Origin of the sequence: Salinicola sp. LHM (assembly GCF_034479735.1) — a bacterium.
In the GTDB taxonomy this organism is placed as follows: Bacteria; Pseudomonadota; Gammaproteobacteria; order Pseudomonadales; family Halomonadaceae; genus Salinicola; species Salinicola salarius.
Genome location: NZ_CP140261.1, coordinates 3287877 through 3310179 on the forward strand (window position 1 = coordinate 3287877; position 22303 = coordinate 3310179).

Genomic DNA, 22303 nt, shown 5'->3' on the forward strand with positions numbered 1-22303 from the left:
TTCGGTAATTTCGGTAATTGGCGACAGGTCACCAACAAAATGCCACCGCCGGCAGTTCATTGCCGACGGTGGCTCTCTCTTTTGTCTCCGGCTCTATCTCAGCGTCTATCTCCAACGACCTGACGGCGCGTGGCAACCGATCAATCGCCCGGATCCGGCATTGCGCTCGGCTTGAAAGAGCCGGGATCGAGGTCGTGACGCGCTAGCAGCTTGTAGAAGTCGGTGCGGTTGCGTCCGGCGATGCGCGCTGCCTGGGTGACGTTGCCTTCGGTGATCTTGAGCACCTTGATCAGGTAGCTGCGTTCGAACCCGGCGCGCGCCTCGCTGAACGAGGGCAGCGCGTTCTCCTCGGCGGCCAGCGCCTGCGACACCAGCGCTTCCGGAATCATCGGCGTGCTGGTCAGGGCGACGCACTGCTCGACCACGTTGACGAGCTGGCGCACGTTGCCGGGCCAGCCGCTCGAGGCGAGCAGGTTGAGCGCTTCCGGCGAGAAGCCTTTGACGAACGGTTTATGCCGCGCCGAAATCTGGGCCACCATGTGCTTGGCCAGTAGCGGGATATCCTCGGCTCGCTCACGCAGCGGCGGCAGCTTGAGATTGACCACGTTGAGGCGGTAGTAGAGATCCTCGCGGAAGTCGCCTTCGTGCATGGCGCGGTCGAGATCCCGGTGGGTGGCGGAGATGATCCGCACGTCGATCGGAAACGACTTGGTGCTGCCCAGCGGGCGAACCTGGCGCTCCTGCAATACGCGCAGCAGCTTGACCTGCAGCGGCAGCGGCATGTCGCCGATCTCGTCGAGGAACAGCGTGCCGCCGTCGGCAGCCAGGAACAGGCCTTCGTGCTGGCTGACCGCGCCGGTGAAGGCGCCGCGAGCGTGACCGAACAGCTCGCTCTCCAGCAGCTGCTCCGGCAGCGCGCCGCAGTTGATCGCCACGAACGGCTTGTCGGCACGCGGGCTGGCCTGGTGCATGGCGTTGGCGAGAAGCTCCTTGCCTGTACCACTGGGGCCGGTCACCAGCACGCTGACATCGGAGGCGGCGACCATGTAGGCCTGTTCGAGCACGCGCTCCATCTGCGGGCTGCGGGTAATGATCTTCGAACGCCACGCTTCGCCGCCCTCGCCTCGCGTGGTCGGAGTCTGCTTGAGCGCTTCGTCGATCGCTTCGAACAGTTCGTCGCGATCGACCGGCTTGGTCAGGAAGCTGAACACGCCCTGACGGGTGGCGCTGACGGCATCCGGTATCGAACCGTGGGCAGTGAGGATGATCACCGGAATACCCGGCACCCGCCGCTGCAGCTCGTGGAACAGGGTCAGCCCATCCATTTCGTCCATGCGCAGATCGGAAAGCACCAGATCCGGCGAGGTCTCTTCGATGTGGGTCAGCGCTTCGCGACCGCTCTCCGCCGTGGTCACCCGGAAGCCGCGGCTTTCCAGACGCATGCCCAGCAGCTTGAGCAGGCTGGTGTCGTCGTCGACCAGGAGAATGTGGGCGGTGTTGCTGCTCTTGCCCGGCTGCATGGCCGGGGTTCTCACCGGTCGGGTCTTGGGTGTTTCGATATTCAATGACATGGGATGGGCACCTCCTGCCACCGCTTCACCCTATCGATGCCGATAAAGGCGTGTCACGCTCGATGTGACGCGGTCGTGCGACGCCGGTATCGCCTGGGTCGCACGGATGGCCTGGTTTTACGTGTGTGTTGATATTCGCGGGGATCTTGTCTTGAAGATCGGTCGCGAGCGTCCTCGGAGATCAATCGCGTGCGTTGATGGTCCGCTCGATGTCGGTCAATGCATCCAGCTTGTCCGACATCTCCTGGAGTTGTTGTTTTAGTTTCTCGTTTTCGTCTTTCAGTGCCTGCGTGTCGTCGCGCCGGCCGCCCTGGCTCGCACCCCGCTGCGCATAGAGCTGTCGCCGCGCTTCCAGACCGTTCAGCCATTGCCGAAGCAGCGGCTGCAATCGGGAAGGCGCGGCGTCGATGGAGGCTTTGTAGAGATCGGAGGCTTCCCGCCATTCACCGGGGCCATCCCAGGAGAGCACCACGGCGCGCACGGCCTTCTGGTCCATGCGGCCCTGGCCGACCCTGGCCAGGGTCTCTTCGCGCCAGTCGTCATCCCCGCGCTGCGCTTGCAGGCCGAACTCGACCCAGGTATCGACCAGGCATACGTTATCGGCGTAGGTCGGGATCTCGCCGCAACCGTAGGGCACGGGCTCACTGGTAAGGGACTGACAGCCTGCCAGCGCCATCACGCCGAACAGGGCAAGCGTCGTTCTCATTTGACTGACCATGTTTCCTTCCTTGAATCACCGCCCGGCAGCGTCTCGTCCGGTGCGGCGTCATTTTCGTATTGCGTTCCATGCGTCGGGAAATCCGCCCACGGCAGGGTAAGACGGAAGCAGACCGGCAGCTCGGCATCGTCCACCAGCGCCAATTGGCCATCCTGCAACTTGGCGCAGTCCGCGGCGACCGAAAGCCCGATGCCCGATCCCTTCAACGGGCCCTTGCGTCTCACGCTGCCCTGGTAGAAGGCTTCGAACAGGTGCTCGCGATCGGCTTCGGCAATGGGCTCGCCGCTGTTGGCGACATCCAGTACCAACCAATCATGCTGGTTCGAGACACGAATCACCAATTGACCACCGTCGTCGCCATAGGCGATGGCATTCGAGATCAGATTGTCCAGCACGCGCGCCGTTCGCTCACGGTCCGCCTGCCATTTCAGCGGATGATGCGGGCTCTTGACGCGCATCCCCTTGTTGTCGAGCGCCAGCCGGTGCTTGGACAGCACTTCCTGGATCACCGTCGCGACATCGAACGAGGTGACTTTCATTCGGCGGCTGTTCTGCAACAGATTGTAGTCCAGCAACTGCTCGATCAACGTCTGCAGTTCCTGCCCGTTCTCGTCGATCAGCCTGACGACTTCACTCTGGCGCTCGTTGAGCTCGCCGGCCACACCGTCGGACAGCAGCGAGGTCCCTTCCCGGACGCTGGTCAGCGGTGTTTTCAGCTCATGCGACATGTGGCGCAGAAACTGCTGTTTCTGGGCTTCCAGCTCCGAAAGCCGCCCGGACAGCCAGGTCAGCCGGTCACCCAGTTGGACCAGCTCCGCCGGCCCCTGGATACGGATCGGCGTGTCGCTGCATTCGCCGCTGCCCAAACCGAAGATACGCCGTTCGAGCTGGCGGATGGGACGCGTGATCAACCAGGTGAAAAACAGCATCAGCATCAGGCTGGCGGAAACCAGCGCCGCGGTCTGCATCCACAGCCGCGCCTTGACCGCATCCGCCTGCTCGCGAATATTGGCGATGCGCGTGTCGATCAGATCGTTGGTGGCTTTCCTGACCGCATCGGACTCCGAGGCAAAACCGGAGAAGCGCTCCAGAAACGCGCTCATATCCTCCACCGAGGCCTGGGGCAGATAGCGCAACTGCTGGTAGCGCTCGGCCAGCGACTGAAAATCCGGGTTATTGCGCATCAACGACTCATGCTGTTGCAGCAGCTCGCCGAACTGTCGAACCTTCTGGTCGTAGATGTCGCGCAGCCCTTCTTCCTCGATGACTGCGTACTGGCGGGCGCTGCGCTCCATCTGCAGCGCCAGCGTACTCAACATGCGTGCCCGGCGCGTCTCTTCGACGGCTTCCCGGGCGCTCTGGTCGGCAAGCGTCGACAGCTGTGACAATGCCTGCCCGGCCTGAAACATCAGCACCGCTATCGGCAACATGACGACGACGAAGGCCAGCAACACGAGTTGCAGTAGCGAGCGAGGACGCCAGCGTCGGGAGAGCTTGGTGGTCATGAAAATCGCTCTATGCAGGATGCCCATCGGGGTCATGGATCGTTCCGCAAGAATAGCATTATTATCGATGTCTAATTTGGGCCACACTGGCGTGGGCTCGAAAAAACTGCACAAAAAAAGAAGGCCGGCAGAGCCGGCCCAAGGTACGCAGGGAACTGAAGGGTCGAGAACGACCTTGAAACACTGCCTGAATCAGTCATTCGAGATCGCTCCCCTGGCCTGAAGGGCCCGAGAGCCCCGTAGGCCCCGAAGCCGGTATTCGATTCGGCCATTCAGGGGCTATCGAATATCGTGGCGGCGAGCCGCTGCTTCGTGTCTGAACCGGTCGCCTGGCTTTCCGAAAGCGTGATTACGAAAAAAACGTTTCGAAAAACGCTGCGACCGGTCGCAATGGGTCCCCTCTTTCGAGGGGGAAGGCATCCTTGCCGGGGCATCCTTGCCCTAATGGTGCATCTCCTTGCCCGATGGGCCGCACCCGTCTCATCGCAACCTAAGTCACACATCGCGTGGAGCAGACGCTGTCGAATCTTGCCAGGCCCTGCACAGGGTAGTTGGGGGCCTGAAAAGATCCGCCGAGATGACTTCCGGAGAGATCATCTCGTCGCTCTCGATGAACAGTATTGCGACAGCCGTGCCAGTTTTATAAAAAACTATTTAAATCAATAGCTTAAATACGGCAAATTATTCGACAACGGATTGCCGGCCGTCTCTGCCCCGAAGAAACGCAAAAACGGGCTCAAAAACGTCTCCATAAGCAGACACCTTTTTGCCCTATTCAGAATATAAGAGAAAAATCAAAAAGTTAAAGCGTCTCCATTTGGATACGCCAAAGCGCAATCTACGCGGTCAGGGGTGTCGCTCTAGAGCGACTTCAGCAAGACCTTGGAGCGTCGGGCCTGGTTATAGGTCTCGCGCTTCAAAGCAGGGAGCGCTTCCGGCGTGGCCAGGGAGAAGCCGCGTTCGACGAACCAGTGCGTGGTATGCGTGGTCAGGGCGAACAGCTCAGTGAGCCCTTGTCGCCGGGCGCGACGCTCGATCTCGGCAAGCAGCGTCTCGCCCCGGGCACCACGCCGATAGTCGTCGTGCACGGCCAGACAGGCCAGTTCGCCCATTCTGGCGTCGGCGTAACTGTGCAACGCCGCGCAGCCGATCGCCATGCCGTCGCGGTCGATCACGATGTAATCCTCGATCTCGTGCTCCAGCCGCTCCCGGGTCCGGGCCACCAGCATGCCGCTGGCCTCGAGCGGCTTGAGCAGCGCGAGCAGGCCGCCGACATCGTCCAGCACCGCCTGCCGCAACTGCTCGTAGCGGTTCTGGGTGATCATGGTGCCGACCCCGTCGCGGGTGAACAGCTCGCCAAGCAGGGCGTCGTGATCGTGCCAGGAAAGCAGGTGGGTACGGCCGACACCGTGACGGGCCGCGCCGCAGGCCGCGCCCAGATGGCGGGCAAGCTCGCTGCCGGGTGTCGCCCGCTCGCGCAGGGTGTCGGCTTCGTCAGGTGTCAGCTGGCGCTGCAACTGGCCGCTGTCGTCGTGCAGCCCGGCCGATTCACCCAGCAGGATCAATTTATCCGCCTTGAGCGACACCGCGACATGCTGGGCGATCTCCGAGGCGTCGAGATCGAAGACTTCCCCAGTGCGGGAGTATCCCAGCGGCGGCAGGATCACCAGATTGCCGCCGGCGAGCAGGCTCTCGATCGCCTGGCTGCGCACGCGGCGGACTTCGCCGCTGTAATCGAAATCCACCCCGCCGCGCACGCCCAGCGGCTTCGCCGTCACCAGATTGCCGGAGACGGCGGTGAGTTCGACACCATGCAGCGGCGTATTGGGCAACCCCAGCGAGAGCTGGGCTTCGAGTTCGAGACGGTTTACCGCGGCAATGCGTTCGACGTGATCCATGACCTGGCGATCGGCGACCCAGCGCCCGCCGATGCGCACCGGCGTGATCCCGGCCGCTTCCAGCGCGGCGCCGACCTGCGGCCGGATGCCATAGACCAGCACGACCCGAACGCCGAGCGTATGCAGCAACGCCAGATCCTGCAGCAGCTGGCCACGTCGCGACGACGCCATCGCCTCGCCTTCGACCAGAATGACGAAGGTCTTGCCGCGGTGGGCGTTGATGTAAGGCGATGAATGACGAAACCAGTCGACGAAGGGAAAACGCGAGTCCAAGGATTAGACGCTCCGGCTGTGGGCTATGAGGCATGACCCGCGAGGGGTCTGCCTCGAACTATACCAGAGCGTCTTTGGGTCGGTAGACCAGCACCGGCGGCTACGGGTCGGTAGATGCGAATCGGCTTTAGCCGAACATGCCCTTGAACATGAAAAAGAAGGCGATCGACAGCAGCGCACCCGCCGGCAGCGTGATCAGCCAGGAGAGCACGATCGAGCCGAGCACGCGCAGGTTGAGTGCAGCCATGCCGCGCGCCAGGCCCACGCCGAGCACGGCACCGACCAGGGTGTGCGTGGTCGAGATCGGCAGGCCGGTGCCGGAGGCCAGCACCACGGTCGACGCGGCGGAGAGCGTCGCGGCGAAACCGCGGCTCGGGGTCAGCTCGGTGATGCCGGTGCCGACGGTGGCGATGACCTTGTGGCCGTAGGTCACCAGGCCGACCACGATCCCGCCGCCGCCGAGCACCAGCACCCACCAGGGCATGGCGGCAGCGCCGGAAACACCGCCGCCGTTCTCGACCACGCTGATCACCGCCGCCAGCGGACCGACCGCGTTGGCGACGTCGTTCGAGCCGTGGGCGAAGGCCATGGCGCAGGCGGTGAACATCATCAGCACGCCAAAGATGCGCTCCACGCTGGAGAAGTCGTAGTTGCTGCGGGCACGGCGGTCACCGCGGTTGATCCGGTTTTCCAGCAGCAGGCCGAACATCATGATGATCACGCCGAACGCCACCGCCAGCAGCAGGCTCTCGCCGAAGGTCAGCTGCAGGCCAACGTGGGACAACCCCTTGACCAGGGTCACCATCGAGACGATGAAACCGACCAGGAAAATATAGCCCGGCACATAGCGCTTGGCCGCCGCGAACGGATCGGGGTTGTCGAAGATCAGCACCTGCACCGAGCGGAACAGCATGAAGGAGAACACGCCAGCGATCAGCGGCGACGTTACCCAACTGAGCGCGATCGTTCCCACCGCGCCCCAGCTGACCGATTGCACGCCCAGCCCGGCCACCGCGAAACCGACGATGGCGCCGACGATCGAGTGCGTGGTGGAAACCGGCCACCCCTTCAACGAGGCGATCAGCAACCAGGAGCCGGCAGCAAGCAGCGAAGCCAGCATGCCGTAGACCAGCATCTGCGGGTCATTCTCGAGCAGGGCCGGGTCGATGATGCCTTTGCGGATCGTTTCGGTGACCTGCCCGCCGGCCAACCAGGCGCCGAGGAACTCGAAGATCACCGCAATGATGATCGCCTGCTTGATCGTGATCGCCTTGGAGCCGACCGAGGTTCCCATGGCGTTGGCGACGTCGTTCGCTCCAACCCCCCATGCCATGAAGAAACCGAAGACACAGGCAAGAATGATGAAGACATCACCGTATTGCGCAATGATGGACATAGGCTTTTATTCGCTTGAGTGGCGTGACGAAGGCATAGAATGACAAAGCCCGCGATCAGCGGGCCGTCAGTATCTGCAGGCGGCTGCCCACGCGCTCGGCGCGGTCGGACAGCTCGCCGATCCATTCGATGATTTTATAGAGAAAGATGACATCGACCGGCGGCAATTCCGCCTCGAGCTGGAACAGCTGGCGACGAATATCGATCTGCTGGTCATCGGCCTGGTGTTCGAGATCATGCAGCTCCTTGATCAGTTCCTGCATGACATCGGAGACATTGCGGCCAAAACCGGACTCGAGCAGATCCTCGAGCTCCTCGAGCGCCTTGCGCGCCTGGTCGACGGTGGCCACGGCGGTACGCAGATAGTCGCGCATCGGCTCCGCCAGCGGCTCGGGAATGATCATGTTCCGGCCCAGCATGATGCCGGTGATATCCCGGGCCTTGTTGGCGATCTTGTCCTGGACGCTGATCAGTTCCAGCAGATCGGAGCGCGAGACGGGCAGAAACATGGTATTGGGCAGATTGAGGCGCAGCTGCGTCTTGAGCTCATCCGCATCGTGTTCGAGACGGGTGATCGCTTCGCGGTGCTTGCGCGCTTCTTCCCAATCACCACCCAGCGCGGCATCGAAGAATGGCAACAACTGGCTGGCGCACTCGCTGGTCTTGACGATATGAGCCAGAAGCGGCTGGAACGGCGATCGTCCAAACAGCGCCGAGAACGGATTGGTACTCACCATAACGTGGCCTGGATGCGTTGGAAGTGGCGGCGTCAGTATAATGATTGCATCTGGATGCGTCATGAAAAATTCATGTTGATACCGACGTCCTGTCTTGTATTCGAGACAGCGTTCGTCTTTTGTCCAGGACGGTCTTTCAATTCAGGATGGCCGTTCCTTCAAGAACAGACAATCACTGCGGAGCATGCATGAGCGACGAGATCGAACTCAAACTGGCACTGTCGCCCGAGGGTCCTGCCCGCCTGATCGATCACCCCCTGTTGAGGAAGATGGCCTCGCGCACGGTCTCCCTGGGCAACCAGTATTACGACACCGCCGAGGCGATATTGCAGTCGCGCCGGGTCGCGCTGCGGGTCCGTCGCCAGGGAGCGCAACGTCTGCAGACTCTCAAGAGTGCCGCAGAGAGCCGCGGTGGGCTGTCGAGCCGGGGCGAATGGGAGTGGTCTATCGATGAGGCCGAGTGCAATGCCGTGGGCCTCGATGTGAACGGGCTGCGCGCCCTCGAGCACCCTGCCCTCGCCGATCTGGATCTGGCCACGCTGCGCCCGGTTTTCACCACGGATTTCGAGCGTCGGCTCTGGCGTTACCAGGCCGAGGGCAGCGATATCGAGATAGCGCTGGATCAGGGCACCATTCACGCCGGCGATGCCAGTTTGCCGATCTGCGAACTCGAGCTCGAACTCAAGCGCGGGCGCCCCGAGCAGCTCTGGGAGCTGGCGCAGGCTTTGTGCGAACCGTCGACTCCGGAGGCGACGCCGCTACCGGCGCGCCCGGCCAACCACAGCAAGGCCAGCCGTGCCGCCTGCCTGGGCAGCGGATGGCCCGAACCTTCTTCGCATCGAGAGGTTTCCGTGGATACGCTGATCGACGCGATCGACAACTGGCAGGACAGCCAGCATGCTGCCTGGCTCGCCAGCGCCGAAGCACAGTGCGAACGGCTCGTTCGCCAGTGGCGGGAAGCCCCTCGTCGACATGACGACCGCCTTCCGGCGATCGAGCGGATTCACACCGCCCTGAACCAGGGGGTCGTACCCTGGGGCGGCCAGGACTGGCTGGCTCTCAGGCGTCAGGATCCCTAGGGTCTGTTGACGTTTCATGCACGGCCGCGCCGGAGCCAGTTTTTGTGCGGGGCAAGGCGTGAGGAGCGTAGTTTGGTCATTCCAAATGAACGACGAATAACGCAGCACCGTGCAAAAACTGGCCCGGCCCTTCGGGTTGCGCGGCAAATGGCGCCATGCGGCGTTGCGGGATTGGAAAAGGGAACCACCCTTCTCTGCATCCCGCGCCTGGCCTGGCGCCATTTGGCGCAGCAACGCGGTTCGCGCTGAAACGTCAACAGACCCTAGCGCTCTCGGCATCAATGTCAGGCCGACAAGGCTTGAGTGACGGGAAGTCATCGACCAGCCGATCCAGCGATAGCGGCCGGGCGTAGACATAGCCCTGAATGTCGGTGACGCCCCATGCACACAGAAGGTTCAGGGTTTCGCACTCCTCGACACCTTCCACGACAATGCCGTAGTCGAGGCGCTGACAGAGCGCGATCACTGCCGACAGCACATGGCGCTTGCGCGGCAGCGTGGTGACGTCCGTGACCAGCTCGCGATCGATCTTGACCGTATCCATCGGCATCGAGGTCAACTGCGCCAGCGAAGAATAGCCGCTGCCGAAGTCGTCCAGCGCCACACGGATGCCGGCAGCCCGGATCCGGTCGAGAATGCGAAACGCCTTGACCGGATCGCTGAGCACCGAGGTTTCGGTGACTTCGATCTGGAGTCGATGACAGGGAATCCCGTGGTGGTCCAATGCCTCGAGCAGGGTGTCGAGAAGGCTCGGGTCCATCACCTGGCGCGTCGAGAGATTGACGCTCAACAGAAAGCGGTCGCCGAAGCGCTGACGGATGGCATCGTCCTTGAGCATCGGCAATGCCTGCTTCATCAGCGCTTCCCATAGCGGGGAGATCAATCCGGAACGTTCAGCGACTTCGATGAAGCTGCCAGGCTCCACGATTTTCCCGCCGGGCGCCTGCAGGCGCATCAGCGCCTCGAAGCAGCGCACCTCGCCCTTCGAAACATCGATGATCGGCTGCACGAAGCAGCGAACCCCGCGAGTCGCCAGCGCCCCGCGAATCAACTGCTCGGCCTGGCTGTTCTGTCGCTCCCACTGCCGCAGCGATTCACTGTAATAGCGCCGCGAGCCGATATCCGACTGGCGTGCATTGGCCAGGGCCAGACGCGACCGATGGCGCCATTCGTCGACACTCACCGGCTCTGACGGGCTCAATACCGCCACTCCGCTGACATGCGACAGCCAGACCTGCTGCCCGTCTATCTCCACTGGTTGCGCAAGCAGCGCCTCCAGCGGCTCGAGGGCGTAATCGAGCCATTCGGCGTCATTGATCTCGAAAATCATCGCAAAGGTATGTTCCGGCAAGGCGATCAAAGCCACTTGCGGGGGCAACTGGCGGCGCATCTGCTGAACCAGACCCCGTAGCGCAGTGATGGCCTCCTCGACCGCCACGCCTTCGAACAGCGAGGCCACATTGAGCAGTTGGAACTTGACCAGCGCCAACGGTGACTGCGGTGACCGCGACAGGCGTTCTCGCAGCAGCAGGTCGAGATAATCGCCGTTGGGCAGCAGCGTCAGCGGATCAACGAGACGCTGTTCGGTGGTGTCGGTCTGGGTGCCGGCCATGCGAATCGCCACACCGCGATCATCGCGCTGGCATAACCCTCGGCACAGCATCGTGCGCCAGCCGCCGTAAGCGTCGCGAATGCGGTATTCCACATTGACCGACGAGGTCAACCCGTCCAGATGCTGGTACAGCGACCGCTGGACCTTGGCGCGGTCGTCGTCGTGAACCCGACGCAACCATTCATCGGGATGCTGCGGCCCTGCGGCATACGGCAACCCCAGCATGCTGGACCAGCGCTGCGACAACGTGATGTTGCCACTGGCGATATCCCACTCCCAGATACCATCGTTGGTGGCGGTCAGTACCAGGTTCAGCCGTTGCGTCCGCTCCTCGACGCGGGTTTCGAGCTCGTCGCGTGAGGCCTGAAGATCCCGGATCGTGCGTCGTACCGAATCGAGGACGAAGTTATTGAGCTGAGCCAGCTTCTGCACCGCGATTTCATCACTGTCGGTATGGACGTAAAACTCGAAATTGCCGTCCACGGCCTGACATAGCTGGTTGCTGATGGACTCGACTTCTGCCATCAGGTGCCGCTCGCACGCGTCCGAACCCCCAGGCCCTCTTCTCATGCCGCTGCCTCTTCCGCAAACGTCATTTCGAATCGACAGCAATCGTCACCGCGATGCCGGCAGCACGTCTCGACCAGCTCGCCGGTCTGACCATACTCCTCGAGCACCCGGGGGAAGATGGCACGGTAGAGCGAACAGAGCCCATTCGGCGAGCGGTACTCGATGACCAGCCACGAAGCGCTCTGTTCGACGACCCGAAACTTGTCATTCACCCGGCTACGCAGTTTGGGGTCACGCACACCGGCGCCGAGGGACGCATGGATGGCCGGCTGGCGCCCCAGGAGGGCTTGCGCCGATTCGGCCATCGAGAAGAACATGGGGTAGTGTCGGCGCGTCCACTGGATGAACAGATCGGCGTACAGCGCCATCAGCGCCTCATGATCGAGTTCGAGGTAATCGCCGGCCGCGGCGAAGAACGCCAGCGTATCGGCATCGTCGTAATCCGTGTCGATACGTCGTCCAGGCGACGGCACGCCTGCCCGCTCCGCGATCACCTGTACGGCCGTTTCGCCGTAGTTGGCCTCGACATGGTCAATGAGAACACGTTGAATCAACCCGATCATGAAAATACTACCCTCGCGTCAGTTTATGCCTGGGCATGGTTCCGATACATCGCATGTGGCTGGGACATGTAGCTGGGACATGTGGCTGGGACATGTGGCTGGGACAGGTGGCTGGGACAGGTGGCTGAAAATAGTACCGGTACAACGCAATGACTCGACGAACTTCAAATGCGCATGAGCTGACGGCCAATGACATCCAGCAATTCTAAGTAATCTTAGTATTATCGGTATCCACGCCGAGAACTGAAATGTGCCGTAAACGAATTGCCAGGCGCGCGCTACGGCGCCACTCAACACCAGGGACGGGAACTCAATCGATGCAATCGGGCGACTCATCGCTACGCAAGTGGCTATTCCAGATCATCTTCGAATCGGACACGCCACAGGCCAAGGCTTTCGACATTGCGCTGATCACCCTCATTCTGGTGAGCGTGGGGACCGTCTTCCTCGACAGCGTGCCGGGGCTGCATGAACGCTTCGGAGACATTTTCTATGTCATGGAATGGGGCTTCACGCTGATCTTCACGCTGGAGCTGGCGCTCAGGCTCTACTGTCTCGAACGGCCCTGGCGCTATCTGCGCAGTTTCTACGGCATTCTCGACGTGCTGGCGATTCTTCCGACCTGGCTCAGCCTGCTGATACCCGGCGCCCAATCGCTGCTGGTGGTGCGCGTCCTGCGCGTCCTGCGCGTGTTCCGCGTTCTCAGGCTCATGGAGTTCGTCGGCGAGGGCCGCATGCTGATGCAGGCGCTGCAGCGCAGCCAGCGCAAGATCCTGCTGTTTCTGACCACGGTGTTGTTGATCATCACGATCTTCGGCGCTCTGATCTACATGATCGAGCCGCCGGAGGCGGGCTTCACCAGCATGCCGCGTTCGATGTACTGGGCGATCGTCACGCTGACCACGGTGGGATACGGCGATATCGCCCCGGTGACACCACTGGGGCAGTTCATCTCCGCCTTCATGATGATCCTGGGCTACTCGATCATCGCCGTGCCGACCGGGGTCTTCTCGGCCGAAGTGATTCGCTCGATCCAGCGCGAGCGCTATTCCGAGGAAGCCTGCCCGGGCTGCGGCCGCGAAGGTCACGAGCGCGACGCCAGATATTGCCGCTTCTGCGGGACCTGGCTCAATGAAGAGACGCCGGACCCGAACGCGCGCAACGAGGACGAGACGCCGGCCAACGACGACCAACCGTCGCACTGACCCTGTCGCACTGCCCCTGTCGCACTGACCTTGGGCCAGAGAAACGTTACCGTTGTCATCATTCTGTGACATGACCGCGACAGACTCCTTCGAGCCCGCCTCGAGCGGTGTGTATTCATCGGGAGTCTGTCATGAAATCGTTTCGTTTCACGCTGCGGGGCGGCCTCATCGCCATGCTGCTGCTCTTCGCCCTGCTGACGTCGCTGATTGGCGGCGGCAGCTACCTGGCGATGAAGCAAGCCAGGGATGCCTTCGATTCCGTCCATGCGCTCAATGTCGTCCAGCTCGGCACCGCGCGCGAGATCTACGCGGCGCTGATGCAGACCCGCGTCCTGCTGGACAGCTACCAGACCGACTACAACCGCCTGCGCGTCAAGCCCGCCAAGAAGACCTGGGCACAGGCCGAAGCCACCTTCGACCACGCGAAACAGCGGCTTGCCGACCTTTCCCCGACGGGCAACCCCTCTTCGGAGCAGAGCCGAACGAATCGCGACCTGCAAAGCCGTTTCCAGGCACTGATCGAAGACGGCATACAGCCCGGTTTCGACTCGCTCAAGGCCTGGGACGTCTCGGCGTACCAGGCCAGCGTGCAGCGAGCCAGCGACCTGACCGCGGCGCTGGATGCCAGTCTCGCAACGCTGACCGCCGCCGCGAACGCCAACGCGGCGTCGGGCGCCGAGGCCATGGCACGCAACGTTCGTCACCTGCAGCTAGGGCTATCGGCGACCGCAGCGGTCACCGCGCTGCTGGTCCTGCTTGCTTTCTACCTGTTCCAGCGCCATCTGCTGCGCCCGCTTGGCGAAGTCAGACGGCACTGCGCCGATATCGCCCAGGGCAATCTCGGCACGCGCCTGTCGACCCGCGGCGTGCGCGAAATGGCACTGCTCAAATCCGGCGTGGATGCCATGCAGCTCGCGCTGCTGGATCTGGTCTCTCAGCTGCAGCAGGGAAGCCGGGCACTACGTGACGACGCGCTGGGATTGACCGACGCCAGCCACGCCCTCAACGATCAGAGCCGACAGCAGGCCCAGGCGCTGCAGCAGACCACGGCGAGCATGGAAGAGATCACCGCGACCGTCTCGCACACGGCAGAGCATGCCGATCAGGGGCGGGCCCTGTCGGCGGAAAACCAGCGCCGGATCGATTCCAGCGGAGAACAGGTCTCGACGGCGATCAGTGAAATGCAAGCTGCCCGGGCTCGCTCCGAGGCCTCGCTGGAAGTGATCGCCATGATCGACTCGCTGGCTTTCCAGACCAACCTGCTGGCGCTCAACGCATCGGTCGAGGCCGCCCGGGCCGGCACGCAGGGGCGCGGATTCGCGGTGGTCGCCGAAGAGGTTCGCCGCCTGTCGGCTCGCTCCGCCGAGGCCGCCGGAACGATTCGCGAGCAGATCGAAGGCACGCATCGCCAGGTACAGCAAGGCACCCGCGTATTGGTCGACGCCGGGGAAACGCTGACCACGGCCATGGGCTCCAGTCAGCAGCTCAGCGAGCTGCTGGACGGCATCACCCTCTCCTGCCAGCAACAGCGCGACGGCATTCGCCAGATCGACCAGGCCATCAACGCCATCGATGCCGCCACCCAGCGCAATGTCGCGCTGGCGGAGCGAACGCTCCACGCCACGCGGGATCTCGACGACCGCGCTCAGCGCCAGCAGGAACGCTGCGACGCGTTCAAGCTGATGGCACCGCCACCCGCTGCCGCAGCCGCGACGCTCCTACCGGAACCGCTCTCCCCTGCCGCGCCCGCCGATACGGACTCGACCGTCGACTCGAGGTCGGTCGCCGATACGAGGCACAAGGCCCCTGAACCGTTACCGGCTTGATAGAGATTTCGCTTAACGGAAGGCTTCGGAATCGCCCCGCCCTTCGCGGACGATCACCGGCGGGATCTCGCGCAGGTCGACCACGGTGGTCGGTTCGAGCTGACAGGCGCCGCCGTCGATGATCAGCTCCAGATGCGCCCCGAAGCGCTCGCGGATCTCTTCTGCGTCGGTCATCGGCAAGGTCTCTCCCACCGGAATCAGCGTCACGCTCATCAGCGGCTCGCCGAGAGCATCGAGCAGGGCGTGGGTGATCTTGTGGTCCGGCACCCGGACACCGATCGAACGACGCTTGGGATGCAACAGCAGACGCGGCACTTCGCTGGTAGCGGTGAGAATGAAGGTGTAGGCGCCGGGCGTATGCGACTTGAGCAGGCGGAACACGCTGTTGTCGACCTTGGCGTAGGTGCCGATTTCCGACAGGTCGGAGCACACCAGGGTAAAGTTGTGGCGGTCGTCGAGCTGGCGCAGCCACTTGATCTTCTCGATCGCTTTCTTTTCACCCAGCCGGCAACCCAGCGCATAGCCGGAGTCGGTGGGGTAGGCGATCACGCCGCCCTGGCGCAGGATCTCGATGGCCTGATCGATCAGGCGCTTCTGCGGATTCTGCGAATGAATCTGGAAGAATTGGGTCATTGCACGCTCTCCTGAAACCGCTTTGGAAACCCGCCACGACACGCATGACAGCGGTCGTCCGTAGGATGACCCTCGCTTTTCCGAGCGTCACCGCCTTTCAGCGTAACAGACGCCGCGTCATTCGCCGCAGGCAAAGCCTCGCAGGGACGGATGACACCACACCGGCTCGACGTGGGAACGCGGCGGCGGGCTGATCGTTCCCGGCGACAGCGCACCGCCGGGATAGTGGAAATCGCTGCCGATCGAGCCGTACAGGCCATGGAAGTCGAGCTGCCGGGCCAGATCGTGGGTCGTATCCGGATTCTGGTAGCCGCTGACCAGCTCCGCCGCCTCGCCGCCGGCCTCGATGAAGGCCGAGAACATCAGGTCGCGCTTGCGCCGGGTCATGCCGTAGCGCAGCGGATGCGCAACGACGGCGATGCCTTGGGCGTCGCGAATCCAGCCGACCACCGTCGCCAACTCCGGCCAGTGCATCCTGACGTCGCCGCGCTTGCCGGCGCCAAGGTAGCGTTTGAACGCCGTCTTGATATCCGGCACCACGCCGGCGGAGACCAGCGCTGCCGCGAAATCCGGCCGCCCCAGCGGGCGCTCGCTTCCCGCTTCCCGCCGCGCCCTGGCGAGCCCGTCGTCCAGGCCGACCTTTTCCAGACGGTGGGCAATTTCTCGGGATCGCAGCTCGCGGGCGTGGGCCAGCGACGCCAGGCCGGCATCGAGGGCGCGGGAGGTGCCGTGGGGCAACAGCGCCACGATGTGAAGCGCGATGCCCCGCCACTGGCAGGAGAGCTCGGCGGCCGCCATCAGGTGGATGCCATGGTGACGGCATCGCTGTCGCGCTTCCTCGACGCCATCGAGCGTGTCGTGGTCGGTCAGCGCGACGTGCGTCATCCCGCGGGCATGGCACAGGTCCGCCAGTTCGGTGGGTGAAAGCTTGCCGTCGGAAGACGTGGAGTGCAGGTGCAGATCGACCCCGCGAACGCTTTCCAGCGTTTCTGGCAGCGTCAACGAACGAGTCTCGCGATCATCGGTGGGAAAAACGCTCATGGGCATGACGCCAGCCAGCGTCTTTGTCAGAATAGATCGACTATGGTGACGGGCGCGACGAGCCGGGTCAAACGTCTGCGCCGCCACCACCCGCCAGAGGCCTAGCCCGTATGAAACTGCTGTTCGACTTTCTGCCCATCGCGATCTTCTTCGCCGTGTACCACCTGAGCGGCGACATCATCATGGCGACGATGGTGCTGATTCCCGCTACCGTGGCGCAATTGGGCATCGTCTGGTGGCGTCAGCGCCGCATCGAGAAGATGCTGCTGATCACCTCGATCATCGTGATCGCCTCGGCCGGCGCCACCATCGCGTTTCGCAACCCGGCATTCATTCAGTGGAAACCCACCGTCATCAATGCACTGTTCGGCGTCGCGTTTCTGCTGTCGCCGCTGTTCGGCGGGCAGACGCTGACCCAGCGGATGATGGGCAAGGCGGTAGCGCTGCCCGCGGCCGTGTGGCGGCGGCTCAATCTGGCGTGGGTGCTGTTCTTCTTCGCCATGGCGGCGCTCAATGTCTATGTCTTCAGCTACTACGACGAGGCGACCTGGGTCGACTTCAAGCTTTTCGGCATGCTGGGACTGACGCTGCTGTTCGTGGTCGGGCAGGCCCTGTTCCTGGCCCGCCATCTTTCGCAATCACAATCGGAGGAAGGTTCCTGATGCTATACGCCATTATCAGTGACGATGTCGACGACAGCCTGGAAAAGCGGCTCTCGGTTCGCCCGGCGCACCTCGAGCGTCTGGAAGCGCTGAAGGACGAAGGCCGACTCGTGCTCGCCGGGCCTCATCCAGCAATCGACAGCGACAATCCGGGTGAGGCCGGCTTCAGCGGCAGCCTGATCGTGGCCGAGTTCGAATCGCTCGAAGCCGCGCAGCGCTGGGCCGACGCCGATCCGTACGTCGCGGCCGGCGTCTACTCCCAAGTGCAAGTCAAGCCGTTCAAGCGGGTACTGCCGTAAGCCGGAAGCACCCGTCGCCCGTTATCCACAACCGCTCGCGTCACGGTTTTGCACAATGGCTGTGGATAACACTGTTAAGATCCCGCGGACGTCTTTCCGTGCCGCCGACAAGCCGCCGCCTGGCGGAAAGTGTTCAATTTTTATACAGCTCGCCGCCTGGCTTTCCTGAAGCGATTGCCTGGCGGCGCTGGACGTGGAAACCATGACCGGCAACTCGGTTCCTCCTCATCGCCATGCCATCCGCTACTCCATCCGACATGCCGAACTGGACTGGCGTGTCGACGATGGCGACGTCGAGGCTCCCTTCTCGACCGCTTACGACGATGTCTATTTCTCGCGTCAGGATGGCCGCGAGGAGAGCCGTTTCGTCTTCATCGACAACAACGATCTGCCACGACGCCTGGCCGCCTGGCGGGCTCGGCGGCCGTTCACGATCGGCGAGACCGGCTTCGGCACCGGGCTCAACATGCTGTGCGCCTGGGCGTGCTTCGATGAGAACGCTCCTGCCGAGGCCAGGCTGCATCTGGTCTCGACCGAGAAGCATCCGCTCACCCGCGAGGCGCTGGAACGCGCCTGGCGCAGCTGGCCGCAGCTATCGTCCCGGGCCGCTTCGCTGCTCGAGCAGTGGCCCCCGGCCGTGGCTGGTGTCCACCGGCTGCAGCTGGATGCCCGCGTCATCCTGGACCTTCACTTCGGCGATGCCGCGGACTGCCTGTCGCAGCTGGACGGCCAGGTCGACGCCTGGTTCCTCGACGGTTTCGCGCCGTCGAAAAATCCCGACATGTGGCGCCTTGAGCTGTTCGAGGCCATGGCCGCCGCCAGCCGGCCGGGGGCGACCTTTGCCACTTTCACCTGCGCGGGGTTCGTTCGCCGTGGCCTGGCCGCGGCCGGCTTCCACTGGCGCAAGGTGCCGGGCTTCGGCCGCAAGCGGGAGATGCTGCGCGGCGAGCGGGACGAGTCGACGCGACCTGCGTCCGAGGCCATTCCCGCCCGAGCGGCGACCCCCTGGTTTCAGCCGCCGCCCGCTCGGCCGGCGGCGCACGTGGCCGTGATCGGCGCCGGTATCGCCGGCACCAGCGTGGCGGCGGCACTGGCGCGCCGGGGCAGTCGGGTGACGCTGGTGGATCGCGCGGGCATCGCGGCCGGGGCCTCCGGCAATCCCCAGGCCGCGCTCTACGTCAAACTGGCGGTGGAACCCAATCTCCAGAGCCGCTTCTATCTCGCCGCGCTGCTCTACACGCAGCGCTGGCTGGCGCGCCTCGATCCCCAGCGCCGCTGGTGGTCGGACTGCGGGCTGCTGCAACTGGCCGGGGACGCGCGTGGCGTCGAACGCCAGCGCCGGTTCCTGGACCTCTACGATCTGCCGTCGACGGTCGTCTCCGCCAGCGAGCCCGCCGACGCCACGTCACTCGCCGGCATCGATCTGGACCAGGCTGCCCTCCATTATCCCCGGGCAGGCTGGGTGGATCCGGTGGCGCTGTGTCGTCACCTCGCCGCGACGCCCGGCGTCGAAATACGCCAGGCCGAACTTCGTTCACTGCGGGAGACGGAAAGCGGCTGGCAGTTGCAGCTGGGCCAGAGCCCGCTGTGCGTCGACCAGGTCGTGTTCGCCACCGGCCACGCCAGCCGCGACTGGCTCGATGGCCTGCCGCTGCAATCGGTTCGCGGCCAGGTGTCCACCCTGGCGCTACCGCAGCAGGCCGAGTCCGGCAACGGTCCGGCCCTGGAGCGCGTACTCTGCGCCGACGGCTACGTGATGCCGGCCCGCGACGGAATGCTCACCTTCGGCGCGACCTTCTCGCCCCACGATGCCGATACGACGCTGCGCGAATCGGATCATCGCCGCAATCTCGACGAGCTGGCCCGGACGGCTCCGACGCTGGCCCGCCAGTTTGCCGGAATCAATCCCGCCCGTTGCGGCGGCCGCGCCAGCGTTCGTGCCGCCAGCCCGGACAAGACGCCCTACGTCGGGCCGCTGCCGGACGTCGCACGCTGGCGCAACGACTACGCCGCGCTGGGCAAGGATGCCAGGCGCCGCTTCGACTGCCCCGGCAGCCACTACCCGGGATTGTGGGTCACGACCGCGCACGGCTCCCGCGGCATGGTCAGCGCCCCGCTGTGTGCCGAACTGATCGCCTCGCGGCTATACGATGAACCAATGCCGCTGGAACGCGGACTGGTGGATCACCTCCACCCCGGTCGACGCATCATTGCCGACCTGATTCGCGGGCGCTGAGACGCCCTCTGCGTTCCGGGGAGCCGCCGATTGACGCCGTATTGCCCAAGGGAATCGTCAATCAGGTTTGCTGGCCTCACGAGCCCGGCATGCCGGTCTCTCCCAGATGCGCCAGCGTCTCGCCATCGAGGCAGCGGTAGGTGAAGGAGGGGCGGCCGATCTGGCCGTAATGGAAGGACTCCTCGAGCACGCCGCGATCCACCAGATGCTTGAGGTACTTGCGCACCGATACCCGCGACATGCCGGTGTTCTCGCTCAGCGCCTCGGTGGTGAAAGGTTCGCCGTCCTGTTCGGCGGCGGCTCTCGCCACCTGGGCGAGCGAGTTGGTCGTCAGCCCCTTGGGCAGGTCGCCGGGGCGGGCCGGCTGGGCAGCGACCGAGTCGCGACGGAACAGCGCATCCAGATCGCGCTGGTGTGCGCGCGCCGGCAGCCGGGACAGCCGCCGGTGGGTATCGAGACAGCGGGTCAGGGCCTCCTTGAAGCGCTCGAACTCGAAGGGCTTGACCAGATAGTCGCTGACGCCGAGATGCTTGGCTTCACGCACGGTTTCCATTTCCGAAGCCGCCGTGATCAGCACGATCTGGATATCCCTGGCCTGGCGACGCAGGTCGCGCACCAGCGAGAGGCCATTATGCCCGCGGAGATAGACATCGAGCAGGAGCAGATCCACCGACTCCCGCGCCAGCAAGTCTCTGGCCGCCGGCAAGTCTTCGCACTGCGCCACCAGATCGATGCCGTCAATGCGATTGAGAAACTCGACATTGAGCCGCATCACCATCGGATCATCTTCTACTACCAATACGCGCATGGATCACGTCACTCCGTCGGTTACCCGCGTTACCGCCATCGCATAGGGTACTGTCACCTCGATCAGCGTGCCACGCCCCAGCGTCGAATAGAGAGCCAGCGAGCCACCGAGCGATTCCACGTGCGTCTTGACCATGGCCAACCCATAGCCTCGACCCTCGCCCTTGGAAGAAACCCCCTGCTCCATGGCGAGCCGCTGCTGATCCTCGGCCATGCCTTTGCCGTTGTCCGACACGTGCAGCGAGAGCGCGCCGGCGTCGACGCCCAGTGTCAGGCTCACCTGGGGCGCCTCGCGCCCGGCTACCGCCTCGAACGCGTTCTCCACCAGATTGCCGATGATCGATACCAGCAGATGGATGGTCTCGCTTTCGTCGGGCGCCGGAATCTCGCTTTCCAGATCGATCTCGAACGCCACTCGCCGCTCTCTGGCCTCGCTTCCCTTGGCCAGCAGAAAGCCGGCCAGGACCGGATCCCTGACCCCGGCGATCCGGGCCGCTGCCGGCGCGATCAGGGTGTCGTCCAGCTCGCGCAGATAACGCTCCAGGCGCCCCAGATCACGCAACTGCACGAGCCCCAGGATGACGTGCAACCGGTTCTTGAATTCATGGGTGGAGGCGCGCAGCGCCTGGGCGTATCGGCTGACGCCGGTCAGCTCTTCGGCGAGCCGATTCACTTCGCTGCGATCTCGCAGCGTCACCACGCTCCCGTCGGCGCCGCGTTCGCCGCGAATGGGCACCCGATTGACGATCAGCGCTCGCCCGTTCAGCGTCAGCCGGCGGTCGAGCGAGGAAACGCCGCTGTCGAACAGCTCCTTTAGCGTCGCGGCCGGAATCCCCGAACCGTCCTCCGCCGCCGAGGAACCCAGCAATTGGCAGGCCGCCGGATTGACCAGCGTGATCTCTCCCTCGCCATTGATCGCCAGGACTCCTTCGTGCAGCGAGGAGAGCATCGCCTGACGCTCCCGAACCCACTGGGAGATCTGGTGCGGCTCGAATCCCAGCAGGATCCGCTTGATATAGCGCGCCAGGCACCAGGCGCCCGAGGCCCCGATCAGCATCAGTAGTGAGATACCCAGCAGCAAACCCTGGCGCCGCTCGGCCAGCAACAGGCCGACACGGCTGAGCGTGACCCCGGTCGAGACGGCACCGATGACCGTGCCGCCGGCATCGAACACTGGCGAGAATCCGCGAATGCTGACGCCCAGCGTGCCCTCCGAGCGAGAGACGTAGGATTCCCCGGCCAGCGCGGGGTCTTCGTCGCCACCCCGGAAGTGCCGCCCGACCTCGTCGGGATCGGGATGCGTCAGGCGTAGATGATCGAGATCCATGACGGTGATGAAATCCACCCCCAGGCGCTCGCGCAGTCTCTCGATCTGCTGACGCAGGGCGGAATCGGGGTCGTGGACGATGGGGCGGGCGGAGAGCGCCGCCTTGATATCACTGCGGTCGGCCAGCACCGTCGCCAGCCCCATCACCCTCTCGCCCTGGGTGTCCTCGAGATTGGCGCGCAGCTGGTAGTTGAACAGCAACAGCGCCACGCCCAGCGTCAGCACGATCATGCTGGCGACCAGGATGAATATCTGGGCACTCAGACGTAGCCGTTTCACGCCACGTTCCCACCAGCCGGGCGCATGGACTCGATCTCGCCAGGTCTGCCGCCGCGTCGAGCCAATT

General features: G+C 63.9%; 18 protein-coding genes. 6 read left to right on the forward strand and 12 right to left on the reverse strand.

The window, feature by feature from the left end:
* Positions 1 to 140: 140 nt before the first annotated feature.
* The 6 genes from glrR to R5R73_RS15005 form a co-directional block, all read right to left on the reverse strand.
* On the reverse strand, positions 141 to 1520 hold the full coding sequence (glrR, locus tag R5R73_RS14980) for a two-component system response regulator GlrR (RefSeq protein ID WP_322529613.1): 1380 nt from the start codon (positions 1518 to 1520) through the stop codon (positions 141 to 143).
* A 232-nt stretch (positions 1521 to 1752) separates the two neighbouring features.
* Positions 1753 to 2289, reverse strand: a complete 537-nt coding sequence (locus R5R73_RS14985) for a hypothetical protein (protein WP_139284240.1) — start codon at positions 2287 to 2289, stop codon at positions 1753 to 1755.
* Positions 2274 to 3830 carry a sensor histidine kinase gene (locus R5R73_RS14990; protein WP_247643224.1) on the reverse strand — a complete coding sequence of 519 codons (1557 nt, stop codon included), beginning with the start codon at positions 3828 to 3830 and terminating at the stop codon, positions 2274 to 2276. The genes R5R73_RS14985 and R5R73_RS14990 overlap by 16 nt, the downstream gene beginning before the upstream one ends.
* A gap of 824 nt (positions 3831 to 4654) precedes the next feature.
* Positions 4655 to 5965 carry an amino-acid N-acetyltransferase gene (argA, locus tag R5R73_RS14995; RefSeq protein ID WP_071230679.1) on the reverse strand — a complete coding sequence of 437 codons (1311 nt, stop codon included), beginning with the start codon at positions 5963 to 5965 and terminating at the stop codon, positions 4655 to 4657.
* Between the two features lie 127 nt (positions 5966 to 6092).
* The gene (locus R5R73_RS15000; protein WP_071230678.1) at positions 6093 to 7361 is read right to left on the reverse strand and encodes an inorganic phosphate transporter; all 1269 of its coding nucleotides are present in this window, start codon (positions 7359 to 7361) and stop codon (positions 6093 to 6095) included.
* 55 nt (positions 7362 to 7416) lie between these two features.
* On the reverse strand, positions 7417 to 8097 hold the full coding sequence (locus R5R73_RS15005; protein ID WP_071230677.1) for a TIGR00153 family protein: 681 nt from the start codon (positions 8095 to 8097) through the stop codon (positions 7417 to 7419).
* A gap of 188 nt (positions 8098 to 8285) precedes the next feature.
* Here R5R73_RS15005 and R5R73_RS15010 point away from each other — a divergent pair, with 188 nt between their 5' ends.
* Entirely contained in the window at positions 8286 to 9176 is an 891-nt protein-coding gene (locus R5R73_RS15010; protein WP_322527936.1) for a CYTH domain-containing protein, read from the forward strand.
* Between the two features lie 253 nt (positions 9177 to 9429).
* On the opposite strand, the gene R5R73_RS15015 is transcribed toward R5R73_RS15010, so the two are convergent.
* Together R5R73_RS15015 and R5R73_RS15020 are read right to left on the reverse strand one after the other, a co-directional pair.
* A complete protein-coding gene (locus R5R73_RS15015) occupies positions 9430 to 11313 on the reverse strand; it encodes an EAL domain-containing protein (RefSeq protein WP_322527937.1) in 1884 nt (627 codons plus the stop codon).
* 41 nt (positions 11314 to 11354) lie between these two features.
* The gene (locus tag R5R73_RS15020; protein WP_071230674.1) at positions 11355 to 11921 is read right to left on the reverse strand and encodes a heme NO-binding domain-containing protein; all 567 of its coding nucleotides are present in this window, start codon (positions 11919 to 11921) and stop codon (positions 11355 to 11357) included.
* Positions 11922 to 12238: 317 nt separating this feature from the next.
* On the opposite strand from R5R73_RS15020, the gene R5R73_RS15025 reads away from it, so the two are divergent.
* Together R5R73_RS15025 and R5R73_RS15030 are read left to right on the forward strand one after the other, a co-directional pair.
* Positions 12239 to 13126 carry an ion transporter gene (locus tag R5R73_RS15025; protein WP_071230673.1) on the forward strand — a complete coding sequence of 296 codons (888 nt, stop codon included), beginning with the start codon at positions 12239 to 12241 and terminating at the stop codon, positions 13124 to 13126.
* A 131-nt stretch (positions 13127 to 13257) separates the two neighbouring features.
* Positions 13258 to 14952, forward strand: coding sequence for a methyl-accepting chemotaxis protein (locus tag R5R73_RS15030; RefSeq protein ID WP_071230672.1), 1695 nt, complete (start codon positions 13258 to 13260; stop codon positions 14950 to 14952).
* 12 nt (positions 14953 to 14964) lie between these two features.
* Here R5R73_RS15030 and R5R73_RS15035 read toward each other — a convergent pair whose 3' ends face one another.
* Together R5R73_RS15035 and R5R73_RS15040 are read right to left on the reverse strand one after the other, a co-directional pair.
* Positions 14965 to 15585, reverse strand: coding sequence for an L-threonylcarbamoyladenylate synthase (locus R5R73_RS15035; protein ID WP_071230671.1), 621 nt, complete (start codon positions 15583 to 15585; stop codon positions 14965 to 14967).
* 117 nt (positions 15586 to 15702) lie between these two features.
* The gene (locus R5R73_RS15040) at positions 15703 to 16626 is read right to left on the reverse strand and encodes a PHP domain-containing protein (RefSeq protein ID WP_322527938.1); all 924 of its coding nucleotides are present in this window, start codon (positions 16624 to 16626) and stop codon (positions 15703 to 15705) included.
* A gap of 110 nt (positions 16627 to 16736) precedes the next feature.
* Between R5R73_RS15040 and R5R73_RS15045 the strand changes: the two genes are divergently transcribed.
* The 3 genes from R5R73_RS15045 to mnmC all read left to right on the forward strand — a co-directional run bounded on the left by R5R73_RS15045 (position 16737) and on the right by mnmC (position 19823).
* Complete coding sequence (locus R5R73_RS15045; protein ID WP_071230669.1) at positions 16737 to 17288, forward strand: septation protein A; 552 nt, start codon at positions 16737 to 16739, stop codon at positions 17286 to 17288.
* Entirely contained in the window at positions 17288 to 17587 is a 300-nt protein-coding gene (locus R5R73_RS15050) for a YciI family protein (protein WP_303855408.1), read from the forward strand. Before R5R73_RS15045 ends, R5R73_RS15050 begins: the two co-directional genes overlap by 1 nt.
* 202 nt (positions 17588 to 17789) lie before the next feature.
* Entirely contained in the window at positions 17790 to 19823 is a 2034-nt protein-coding gene (mnmC, locus tag R5R73_RS15055) for a bifunctional tRNA (5-methylaminomethyl-2-thiouridine)(34)-methyltransferase MnmD/FAD-dependent 5-carboxymethylaminomethyl-2-thiouridine(34) oxidoreductase MnmC (protein ID WP_322527939.1), read from the forward strand.
* Positions 19824 to 19899: 76 nt separating this feature from the next.
* On the opposite strand, the gene R5R73_RS15060 is transcribed toward mnmC, so the two are convergent.
* Positions 19900 to 20631: a response regulator gene (locus R5R73_RS15060; protein WP_276232070.1), complete on the reverse strand. Its 732-nt coding sequence runs from the start codon at positions 20629 to 20631 to the stop codon at positions 19900 to 19902.
* Positions 20632 to 20634: 3 nt separating this feature from the next.
* Positions 20635 to 22236 carry an ATP-binding protein gene (locus R5R73_RS15065; RefSeq protein WP_322527940.1) on the reverse strand — a complete coding sequence of 534 codons (1602 nt, stop codon included), beginning with the start codon at positions 22234 to 22236 and terminating at the stop codon, positions 20635 to 20637.
* Positions 22237 to 22303: the final 67 nt, after the last annotated feature.